Consider the following 10,672-nt stretch of genomic DNA (forward strand, 5'->3'; position numbering starts at 1 on the left):
CGAAAAGACCCGCCAATGCAGTATCCCGCATTTCGCTACATGGGATTAATGAAATTAGAAAAGTTTCAGGCAACCTTTTTTTTGAAAATTGCGTCTATCAGAATGTAAACGACTTTCCAATATGGCCAATACTCTAAAAATCGATTTTAAATTCCGTTTATTTTTGACCCTAATTTTTACATTTATAATCTGGTCCCATATTGGCTGGGATTATCATAATGGCGGGGTACCTGTACATTATTTGTTTCAAAGTGATGAAATGCCGGGTATATCCAACTTTTGGGGAGCTATATTGTTTCCGTTTTTTTCATTTTATCTATTGTCCCGTATTCAAAAACGCATAGATGAATCTGCAATAGAGAATCTTAAGAAAGTAGGGTTGCGTTTCTTGATATCATTATGTTGCTCGGGAGCGATATCATTTTTCTTTTTAAACAATGTTGATGTCATTGATTATATTATGGTAGCTATTTTACTATTGGCTTTTATTTTTCCTTTATATAAATCAGAATATCTTTTGGGCTGGGTGGTAGGTTCCATGTTTACCTTTGGAGCGGTCATTCCAATGGTTTTTGGAAGTATATTGACTCTGCTGTTTTTTGGGTTTTACCAATTAAAGAAACTTGTTGTAGGTCTGTTTCGTTACAAGAACGTATAATTTTATTTCTTCTGAAATATCCCGAACAATTCATTTCCCTGTCGGGGTGGGATGGAATTATAACACCTTTCAAAGGTTATGGTTTTAAAATAAGGTGCCAAGTACTTTAAATAGTCTGCTTTATTTCCACCGAAAGGACGTTTCTCCATATCTCCGGTCAACGGAATATCGAACCAAACACCTACCAGTTTCCCATGGGGTTTCAGTAGGTTGGACATTTGTTGGGCATAAGCATTCCTATTCTTGTCCGTAGGTATAAAAGAACAGAAAAAAGTCTGTTCTAAAATAAGGTCGTACAGTTCCTTGTGTTCAAAAAAATTGGTCTGTTTTAATTGCTTTTTAGGGAATGAAGGATTTCGGTCTTGGAAAGCCTCCAACGGCACTTTGGAAATATCCAAAATAATCACATTTTTAAAGCCCAGTTCCCAAAGGTATTCAGCTTAATAGGCATTTCCAGCTCCGGGAATAAGAATGCTTATCATTTTATCTTCCAATTGGTCAATATACGCTTTCAACGGAGTGGAAGGGTAGCCAATATCCCATCCCGTTTCTTCCTCGTGATACCGTTTGGTCCAATAATTCTCTTCGTTTTGCAAAGTATACCATGTTCGGATTCGCAAATAAAACTAGCATAAAATTGAAGATTACGATAGGTTTTGAACCAATAAATTAAGAAGCTATTATTTTCATAAAATGAATTATCCTTTTGTTCAATTTTCCTATCTTCCGCGCACTAAACTATCTTAAATAATGAAGAATTACGCATGGGCAATTGTTTTGTTCGTAGCTGTGCAGTTCTGCCAAGCTCAAACAACGCCCCAATGGTTACGTTACCCTTCCATTTCTCCGGACGGCAATACTATCGCATTTACCTATAAAGGCAATCTCTATCGTGTGCCCACTTTGGGGGGAGAGGCAAAACAACTTACATTTCATAAAGCCCATGATTATAATGTAATATGGAGCAAGGATGGTAAAACGTTGGCGTTCGCTTCTAACAGATACGGAAATTTTGATGTTTTCTCAATGGATGCCCAGGGAGGCCCTACCACTAGGCTCACATTTCATAGCACGGATGAAACTCCGTATACTTTTACCGCGGACAGCCAAAAAGTACTTTTTGGTGCAGCACGGCTAGATGTTGCGAGCCATAGGCAATATCCAATGTCCAGACAGCCGGAACTCTACAGTGTTCCCGTTACGGGAGGTCGCGTAGGTCAGGTGTTCACCGTTCCCGCGGAAGACGTTCAGGTAAATGCGCAGGGTACGGAATTGCTGTATCATGATAAAAAAGGTTATGAGGATACCTTTAGAAAACACCATACTTCTGCCATCACCAGAGATGTATGGAAATACGATATGGCTTCCGGAGAACATACCCAATTGACTTCTTTTAAGGGCGAGGATAGAAATCCGGTATATGCCAAAGACCAAAAAACGGTGTATTATTTAAGTGAATCCAGCGGATTTTTCAATGTACATAAATTGAATTTGGACAACCCTGCCGAAACCGAACAGTTAACGCAATTCAAGACACATCCCGTACGCTTTTTGAGTATCGGCAATAATACCATGGCATTCAGCTATGATGGGGAAATTTATACGCTGCAAGAAGGTTCCGCACCCCAAAAGGTAAATGTGGTCATTCGTACGCAGGCGGGTGCCAACACTGACGAATTTGTTTCCGTAAACGGAGAGGTTCAGGAGATGGATATTTCGCCCAATGGAAAAGAAATTGCTTTCATAAGTCGCGGTGAGGTTTTCGTGACCGCAGTGGAAGGTGCCATGACCAAACGATTGACCAACACTCCCGAACAGGAGCGTTTCGTTAAGTTCACCCATGATGGCGAAGGTGTTGTTTATGCTAGCGAAAGAGATGGTAAATGGTCAATCTATCAAACTAAAAAAGAACGTAAGGAAGAACCTTATTTTTTCGCTTCTACCTTGGTTAAGGAGAACGTTCTGATCAATTCGGATACCGATGTTTATTTGCCCGAGTTTTCACCAGATGGAAACTACATCGCTTATATTGAAGACCGCAGGACCTTGAAGGTCATGAACCTAAAAACGAAAGTCGTAGATACACTGTTGACACCCAATGATCTGTACCATTTTCAAGACGGCGATCAATATTTTCAATGGAGTCCGGATAGCAAATGGTTATTGATAGATTGGGGCGTAACACTAAGCAACAACGAAATTTTACTGATTTCTGCCGATGGCAAAAAGCGTGTTAACCTTACGGAAAGCGGGTACTATGATATTTCGCCCAAATGGGTGAACGGCGGCAAGCAAATGTTATGGTTTGCCAATAGGGAAGGGCTAAAGAGTTATGCCACGAGCGGCCAGTCGGAATTTGATGTCTATAGCATGTTTTTGACCAAAGATGCGTGGGACAAATTCAATATGAGTAAGGAGGAGTATGATTTAATGAAATTGATTGAAAAGGGCGATGAAAAGGAAAAGAAAGACGACGACGAAAAGAAGAAAAAGAAAAAGGGGGATGATTCAGCAAAGAAAGAAAATATAAAACCGTTGAAGTTCGATTTTGACGATGTCCAAGAACGTAAGGCGCGTTTGACCATACACTCTTCCAAACTGGAAGACGCCGTACTTTCCAAAGATGGCGAAAAACTGTACTATTTAACGCGGTTCGAGAAAGACCTGAACCTATGGGAAACGGAAATCCGTACCAAGAGTACCAAAATGTTGATTGCACTAGGTGCCGATTCAGGGAGCTTGGCATGGGATAAAAAACAGGAAAACCTCTTTTTGCTAGCAGATGGAAAAATTTCCAAGATAGATGTAAAAGAGGGTAAAAAAGAAGCGGTAAAATTGAAATCGGAAATGGTATTGGATGCCGATGCGGAACGAAAATATATGTTCGATCATATTTGGCTGCGAACCAACGGTATTTTTTATCATTCTAATTTTCATGGTATTGATTGGAAAATGATGCGTACCGAATATGAAAAATACCTTCCTCACATTGGAAATTCCTATGAATTTTCTGAAATGATCTCGGAATTGTTAGGAGAACTCAATGTTTCACATGCCGGAGGCAGGTTCAATGACGACATTTCCAATGGGGATGCTACAGCATCGCTAGGTATTTTTATGGATTATGATTATCAAGGAAACGGGATAAAAATCACTGAAGTCATCAAAGACGGTCCTTTGGATAAAGCCGCTTTTACGGTAAGACCAGGGATGGTGATCGAGAAAATAGACGGGGAGACGATAACGCCGGATAAGGATATTGCCAGTTACTTGAACAGAAAAGCGGACAAATTTATGCTACTGGATATTTTGGACGAGAAAAATATACGCAAGCAAATTACGGTAAAGCCTATTTCACTGAATGAGGAAGGAAGACTTTTGTATGACCGTTGGGTGAAAAAGAACGAAAAAGAAGTACTGGAAAAAAGTGATGGTAAATTGGGTTATGTTCATATTCCCGGAATGGGAGACGGTCCTTACCGAACTATTTATGACCGTATGATGGGTAAATTTATTGATAAAGAGGGCGTTATCGTAGATACCCGTTTCAACGGTGGTGGCGATTTGGTCGCGGATTTGGCCATGTTCTTTACCGGTGTTCCTTTCCTTTCCTATGAAACAGAAGATAGGAAAGTTGGTGGGGAGCCTACTTCACGTTGGACGAAACCGACCTTGGCCATGTACAATGAATCTATGTATAGTGATGGGTCCTGCTTCGCCAGCGGCTATACTGAACTTAAAATAGGTAAAACAGTGGGTATGCCCGTACCGGGGACCTGCAGTTTTGCAGGTTGGGAACGTTTGCCCAATGGTGGCGTTTGGGGTGTTGTACCTGTTAGTGCGAAAAATAAAGCTGGTGAATGGATGGAAAACAATGAAACCGACCCGGATATTTTGGTGAAAAATCAACCAGAGGTAATCGCCAAAGGTCGTGATGAGCAGTTAGAACGTTCCATTCAGGTATTGCTAAAGGAGGTGGAATAAAGCCAGTTTCATTGTGTTTAGCTAGTGATTTCTAAAGAAGTCGATATGGATGTTTTATTGTTATGCTATAGAAAAAACATTTTGATTTAATCTTAATAATTCCCCGATGGCTCTGCCTCGGGGTTTCCGATACACCTCTCCTTTGGAGAGGTCGGAACTGCGGTTCCGGGTGAGGCAAAATATAAAATTTCGGTTTTTGGCTTTTTCGGCCAAAATGAAACTGGCGAAATACCCCTACGACTTGCCTCGGGGATAGTCGGTTTTTAAGAAATTTTTTATTACCGACAAAAAACCGTACAAGTAATAGCTAAAAACAATATAAAGGCAAAGAATGGTATAAAATAGTAGAAAATTTAATTACTCTTTGTAAATCACTCCATCCTTCATTACAAAAATTGCTTGTCGCATTGCGGTAATATCTTTTAAGGGATTGCCTGGTACGGCGATTATGTCCGCTAAAAATCCTTTTTCTAGCCTTCCTAGGGTGTCCAAATGAAATATTTTGGCATTCAGCGACGTCATGGATGCAAGTACGTCTATGGGTTTCATTCCATAGGCGACCATGAGTTCCATTTCACGGTAGTTTTCTCCATGTGTGAAAACGCCAACATCACCTCCAAAAACAATATCCACGCCAGATTCCATGGCCAATTTGAAAGAAGCTTTTTTGTTCGTGATACGTTCCGGTTCGGAATCGATTCCTTTTTTCCACCCTCTATATTGTGAAATGGCGTCTCCGGCAGCCAAGGTAGGGCAGAAGGCTACTCCTTTTTCTTTCATCAATCTAAAAATTTCCAAAGTGCCGCCATCACCATGCTCAATAGTTTCTACGCCTCCTAGAATGGCACGTCGCATACCTTCAGGGGTACTGGCGTGCGCCACAACATATGCACCTGCGCTTGTCGCCGTAGCGACCATGGCATCTATTTCTTCCTGTAAAAAGGTAGGTTGGGATTTTGCACCGGGAGCCCAACGGTAATCGGCATAGATTTTTATAAAATCGGCTCCATTGCCCAATTGCCTTCTTACGGTTTCAATTACTTGAGGCACACCACTAGCGGGTTCGGCACCTAATGGCACCATAACGCCATCGTGAAACCCTTTAGGTCCATAGGCACCTGTAGCCACTATGGCAGGCCCCGCAACCAACAGCCGCGGTCCGGGAACTAGATTGTCCTCTATGGTTTTCTTTAAATAAACGTCTGTGTATCCCGCACCTTCGGCACCTAAATCACGCATGGTAGTCACTCCGGCCATTAAAGAGTTCTTGGCGTGAATTGTACCCCTAATCGCTCTTTCCACGGGGGATTCCTTTAATACCTGATCATTCCAAGAAGTTTCGTTATAAGGATGTAATAGCAGATGCGAGTGGCCTTCAATAACCCCTGGCATCAAGGTCATGCCTTTTAAATCAATCCTTTTTGAATTTTTAGGCGTTCTAAACTCAGAAGCTTCACCCGCATATTCAATTTTATTACCGACTATATAAACCACCCAGTTTTCTTGCATCTGCGTCCCATCAAAAACGCGGTCCGGTAGAAGTAGCGTTTGTGCTTGTAAAAGTGTCACACTGAAAATTAGTACTGTAAAAAAGGATATTCGCACCATTTTATTTCGAAGCATTTTCGGCAATTTTATTGAGACGTTCATCAATTTCAGTTTTGGTAATTAGCTGTCCTTTTAAAATTACGGCCTGTATCTTTTTAAGCGCTTTTATATCTTCTAAAGGATTAGCTTCCAGTAACACCAAATCTGCTACCAATCCCTCTTTTACCTGCCCGAAGGTGTCCTCCATATTAAAAAAAGTAGCAGGGTTCAAGGTTCCGGACTTTAAGATTTCTGTCGGGGTCATTCCGGCACCCAACATGCCATCTATTTCATGATGAATGGAAAACCCGGGAACGTTGAAAAGTTGTGGAGCATCCGAACCTAGTAAAATACCGTGTCCGTTTTTATTTAGAGCGGCCAAAAGTTGTTTTCGGATGGAATCAAATCGTTGCCATTGTGTTTCGGAAAAATCTTCTTCGGCCATATACCTTTCCTTCACTGCTTTCCAATTCTCCAAAGTTGCCTTGGGCATGTATTTCATTTCAGGTTGTTGTAATAATTTGTCGGCGGTAACGGGCGCAAACCAACGTTCAAAAAGACTTTGGGTAGGTACTATCCAAACCTTATGCTTTTTAGAAAGGGAAACCAATTCATTTATATTGGTCGTGTCCGCTAATGGTGTAAAGGCGTATCCAAAAAAGCCATTGGCCGTAGGGTCTACATTTTTGTCCTCGGGTACTAGGCCTTCCAAAAAGCCATCTATGTGATCAATGGAGGCATATTCACTCTTTAGTGCGTGCCGTATGCCTACTGCTACGGGAACATGCCCCGCAAAAGGAATTCCTACCTCATTGGCGGTCGCCACTACCTGATCAAAGACCTCACGCTGAATACCTGGATGAATTTTTAAAAAATCGAATCCTGCTTTCTCGTATGCCGTTACCTTGCTAATTGCTTCTTCTTTGGTAGTTACCGAATTTCCGTTAAGAGATGGACTTGCGGTAAATATCCTTGGCCCGAGTGTTTTTCCCGTAGCAACATTCTCCCGAAGCTCAATATGCTCTTCATGGCCAAGCATACCCCTTATAGTGGTAATTCCATTGGACAGATAAAGAAAGAGTACTTCCTCCGAACGCTCTTTTGGCGTATTGGGTTGCGGAATATGCGCGTGCATTTCGGCAAGCCCCGGTATTAAATAACCATTATTGGCATCGATTTGATTTTTATATCGATTCGCATCGGGAAGCGCATTGCCAATCGCTTGTATTATCATAGAATCTATGACTATTTGTTGGTTCTCCAATATAGTTCCATTTGCAACATCGACTATATTGACATTGGAAATTATCGTGGCCGTTTCACTTACTTCCTGTTGTGATTGCCCACAGGAACATAATATGGCAATAAAGCCGAGAAGTACTAGTTTTTTCATTTTTACGAAATTAGTTATTGTTTACGGCCGATGCCAATAGTTCTTTGAGGTCTTTTTTATTCAACACCGTGGTTCCTTTTATGACCGTATGTATGTTTTGTGTTTGTTTGACGTCTTGTAGCGGGTTTTTTTCTAGCAATACCAGATCCGCAATTTTTCCAACGGAAAGGGTTCCATAATCCGAGTCTTTCTCCAAAAATTTAGCACCATTATAGGCCGAGGTCCGTAACGCTTCCAAGGGGGAGATGCCATTAGCAACCATTTGTTCCAGTTCCTTGTGCAAGGATATTCCAGGATAGGTATAGGAGTTAAAGGCACCGCTGTCAGAACCTGCTAAAAGACCCACGCCAGAATCGTTCAAGGATTTTGCCAATTTACCGAAAAACTCTTGCAGGGCTTTGCGGTCATTTATTTGTTTTTCCGATGATTGCATCGCTCTTTGAATGCGTCCTTGATATGTTTTTAGAATACCCTTGCCCATGTAATCAAGGTAGCTATCGTCGGAGTGGTCATGTTCGTCCAAGTAGCTCAATGTTTCTCCAATGTGCAAAGTGGGAACTACATAAACATCATTTTCTTTTAAATTTAAAAATGTTTTTTGCGCGACGTTTTCTGAATAACCCTTGAGCAACAGTGGCATAGCGCCCCAAAAACCAATTTCGCCGGACTTCATTTTTTCTGTAACGGCTGCTTCGTTAGCTGCGCAACCTTTCATAATATAGTATAGGTGCTCAATGGCATCAATCCCCGCAGCTACGGTTTCTTCCAGTGTTACGGTAAAAGGCATGTGCCCAGAGGTAATCAATCCTCTTTTTTCGGCCTCTTTAATAGTAGCCAAATAATTTTCGCCCGAAAGCCGACTTTCATAAAGTTTCACAAAGTCCGTTGGAATGCTTTGTAATGAATCCAATGCCCTTTGAATATCACCATCATTTTCAACTTCCAAAGAACCTGCCCATGTGGCATCGGGGCCATCTATTTTTGGTCCAGAAGTGAAGATAGTAGGACCTACAAGATCACCTCCGGCAATCTGTTTTTTCCATTCCATGACCGATGACGTTAAATCACCACCGGCATCACGAACCGTAGTAATCCCATTGGCAATGAATAGTTTTAGAAAGTTTTTATTGGCATTGATCAATGAATCACCGCCCCTGAAATGTACATGATTGTCCCAAAACCCGGGGAGCAGAAATTTACCTTTGGCGTTTATGGTCTCTTTTGAGCCATAATAGATATCCTTGGCCCCTTCGGAAACTATTTGCGTAATACGCCCTTTCGCAATAAAAACATCCCTTTTCTTAATTTCGCCCGTAACCATATCTATGATATTGGCATTCTTGATGATGACATCACTTTCTTCGGGCAAAGGAGGACACCCGATCAGCAAAAAACAGATTATCAATATAAAATAATTGTGTTTCATTTGAAAAGTTGTTTGGACTATATGTTTTCCCCAATTCTACAGTAGGCATTAAAAACCTCTATTGAGAATTATATATAAGCATGAAAGTAAGGAATTTTTAAATTAAAAAACCGATGGATTCCATGTGTTATCTATTGATGAACCTACGTAGTGCAATAAAAATAAATATGAAAATGGAGTAGCCAATAAAAAAAGGTATGATATATTCCTTGTAACCCAAGGCAAGCATTAAACCGATAATCAGCAACTGAAACCCCAACCCAAACGTTGATACCGAAGTCATAAACCATTTTGGTAGATGTTTGCTTTCAACTGCCTTATGGTCAAGAAAGTATATAATTTTATCAAAGACCCCATAGAGGGTAGAGTAAATACCGAACAAGATATTTACATTTTGTTGTTTTTCTCCTGCTAAAGCCGTGGGTGTACCTTTTTCGAATACCCTGCTTGTAGTATCCCCATGATGTTTATTTCTCAGAATTACATAATAATAATTGTACAAAGTACCCTGTAATTGAAGACCAAAAAAAGCAATCAGGGTATAGAGCAAAGAGCCATCCGTAATGTGCCAAATAGTAATGAGTATAAAAAGGTTCAAAATAATATCCGACACGGAATCCAAGTACCTTCCAGTATGGGAAGGAGTCTTTTTTATTCGTGCTAGTTCACCGTCGGCAGCATCCAAAATCGATTTTAAAACCAACAAAAAAGCTGTGGCCCAGTAATAATGGTTCAAAATACAGGCAATAGCAACGAAACCCACAAAAATAAAGGCAATGGTAATATGTATGGGTGTAAAAGATGTGTTTTTTAAGGCGTTGGCAATATATCTTGCTATGGGCCTCCCATAATCCGATAAGTCCAAGAACTGATGTTCATTGGGTAATTTTGACATGACTGGTTGTACTTGAACGGAAAACCAATAACGGAAACACGCTAGCTTGGTACACCTTTCAAATGCAATACAAAAATAAGATTTATTTACAATTAATTAACATGGCGAGATACTGTTCTTGTGCTTGGAAATTTCATTAAATCATCGAGCGGCGCCGTTGCGATATTTTTGATTGGCTTCGCATAATCTTACTATTTCTTCGATACGCTTTTCGCGTGTTTCATCTCGCTTGGCTTGGTTTAGCCAATATAAATAACTTTTCCGTTGCCCTCTGGTAAAACCGGTATAGTTGTCAAAGGCCTCTTTGTTCCTATTAAAAGCCTTTTCCAGGTCTAAGGGAAGTACTCCATTTTCTACATCGTCCAAAGCAACCCATGAACCATTGGCTTTGGCAATTTCAATAGCGGCCAAACCGCTTTCATGCATTGATCCGTTCGTAATCAATTCTTTAACATGGGTCTTGTTCACCTTGCTCCAAACGCTTTTAGGTTTTCTAGGGCAGAAGTACTGTCTTCGTTTTCCGTTGCCCAAACTTTTCACGGTACTATCTATCCATCCGTAGCACAATGCAACACGTACAGCTTCCTCCCAGCGCATACTTTCTTTTTCGTGGGCTATGGTATAGAATATAAGATAAACGCCCTTTTTCCGATTATGATTTTGGTGTAACCATCCCCTAAATTCCATATCGTTCCTGAAATAAATCTCAACTAAATCTGACAAAGTGTT

Annotated in this window: 9 protein-coding genes; 2 read left to right on the forward strand and 7 right to left on the reverse strand. The window is 40.8% G+C overall.

The window, feature by feature from the left end; genetic code table 11:
• Window positions 1–121: 121 nt before the first annotated feature.
• Entirely contained in the window at window positions 122–658 is a 537-nt protein-coding gene (locus ACKWBX_RS09335) for a hypothetical protein (protein WP_413968407.1), read from the forward strand.
• 2 nt (window positions 659–660) lie between these two features.
• Here the strand turns inward: ACKWBX_RS09335 and ACKWBX_RS09340 are convergent, their stop codons facing one another.
• Window positions 661–1,056: a class I SAM-dependent methyltransferase gene (locus ACKWBX_RS09340; RefSeq protein WP_413968408.1), complete on the reverse strand. Its 396-nt coding sequence runs from the start codon at window positions 1,054–1,056 to the stop codon at window positions 661–663.
• A 42-nt stretch (window positions 1,057–1,098) separates the two neighbouring features.
• Window positions 1,099–1,254, reverse strand: a complete 156-nt coding sequence (locus ACKWBX_RS09345; RefSeq protein WP_413968409.1) for a hypothetical protein — start codon at window positions 1,252–1,254, stop codon at window positions 1,099–1,101.
• A gap of 154 nt (window positions 1,255–1,408) precedes the next feature.
• Between ACKWBX_RS09345 and ACKWBX_RS09350 the strand changes: the two genes are divergently transcribed.
• Window positions 1,409–4,642 (forward strand): S41 family peptidase, encoded by a 3,234-nt coding sequence (locus tag ACKWBX_RS09350; RefSeq protein ID WP_413968410.1) that lies wholly within the window; start codon window positions 1,409–1,411, stop codon window positions 4,640–4,642.
• Between the two features lie 357 nt (window positions 4,643–4,999).
• On the opposite strand, the gene ACKWBX_RS09355 is transcribed toward ACKWBX_RS09350, so the two are convergent.
• The 5 genes from ACKWBX_RS09355 to ACKWBX_RS09375 form a co-directional block, all read right to left on the reverse strand.
• Window positions 5,000–6,265 carry a metal-dependent hydrolase family protein gene (locus ACKWBX_RS09355; protein ID WP_413968411.1) on the reverse strand — a complete coding sequence of 422 codons (1,266 nt, stop codon included), beginning with the start codon at window positions 6,263–6,265 and terminating at the stop codon, window positions 5,000–5,002.
• Window positions 6,252–7,622 carry an amidohydrolase family protein gene (locus tag ACKWBX_RS09360; RefSeq protein WP_413968412.1) on the reverse strand — a complete coding sequence of 457 codons (1,371 nt, stop codon included), beginning with the start codon at window positions 7,620–7,622 and terminating at the stop codon, window positions 6,252–6,254. The genes ACKWBX_RS09355 and ACKWBX_RS09360 overlap by 14 nt, the downstream gene beginning before the upstream one ends.
• A gap of 10 nt (window positions 7,623–7,632) precedes the next feature.
• On the reverse strand, window positions 7,633–9,048 hold the full coding sequence (locus tag ACKWBX_RS09365) for an amidohydrolase family protein (RefSeq protein ID WP_413968413.1): 1,416 nt from the start codon (window positions 9,046–9,048) through the stop codon (window positions 7,633–7,635).
• Between the two features lie 127 nt (window positions 9,049–9,175).
• The gene (locus tag ACKWBX_RS09370; protein WP_413968414.1) at window positions 9,176–9,943 is read right to left on the reverse strand and encodes a CDP-alcohol phosphatidyltransferase family protein; all 768 of its coding nucleotides are present in this window, start codon (window positions 9,941–9,943) and stop codon (window positions 9,176–9,178) included.
• A 141-nt stretch (window positions 9,944–10,084) separates the two neighbouring features.
• Window positions 10,085–10,666: a YdeI/OmpD-associated family protein gene (locus ACKWBX_RS09375; RefSeq protein WP_413968415.1), complete on the reverse strand. Its 582-nt coding sequence runs from the start codon at window positions 10,664–10,666 to the stop codon at window positions 10,085–10,087.
• Between the last annotated feature and the right edge of the window lie 6 nt (window positions 10,667–10,672).

It is taken from the genome of Maribacter algae, assembly GCF_047345745.1.
In the GTDB taxonomy this organism is placed as follows: domain Bacteria; phylum Bacteroidota; class Bacteroidia; order Flavobacteriales; family Flavobacteriaceae; genus Maribacter.

Excerpts from the sequence above, each read along its gene's own strand:
- ACKWBX_RS09360 (WP_413968412.1), bottom strand. The coding sequence starts at position 7,622 with ATGAAAAAACTAGTACTTCTCGGCTTTATTGCCATATTATGTTCCTGT.
- ACKWBX_RS09370 (WP_413968414.1), bottom strand. The coding sequence starts at position 9,943 with ATGTCAAAATTACCCAATGAACATCAGTTCTTGGACTTATCGGATTAT.
- ACKWBX_RS09365 (WP_413968413.1), bottom strand. The coding sequence starts at position 9,048 with ATGAAACACAATTATTTTATATTGATAATCTGTTTTTTGCTGATCGGG.
- ACKWBX_RS09350 (WP_413968410.1), top strand. The coding sequence starts at position 1,409 with ATGAAGAATTACGCATGGGCAATTGTTTTGTTCGTAGCTGTGCAGTTC.
- ACKWBX_RS09335 (WP_413968407.1), top strand. The coding sequence starts at position 122 with ATGGCCAATACTCTAAAAATCGATTTTAAATTCCGTTTATTTTTGACC.
- ACKWBX_RS09355 (WP_413968411.1), bottom strand. The coding sequence starts at position 6,265 with ATGCTTCGAAATAAAATGGTGCGAATATCCTTTTTTACAGTACTAATT.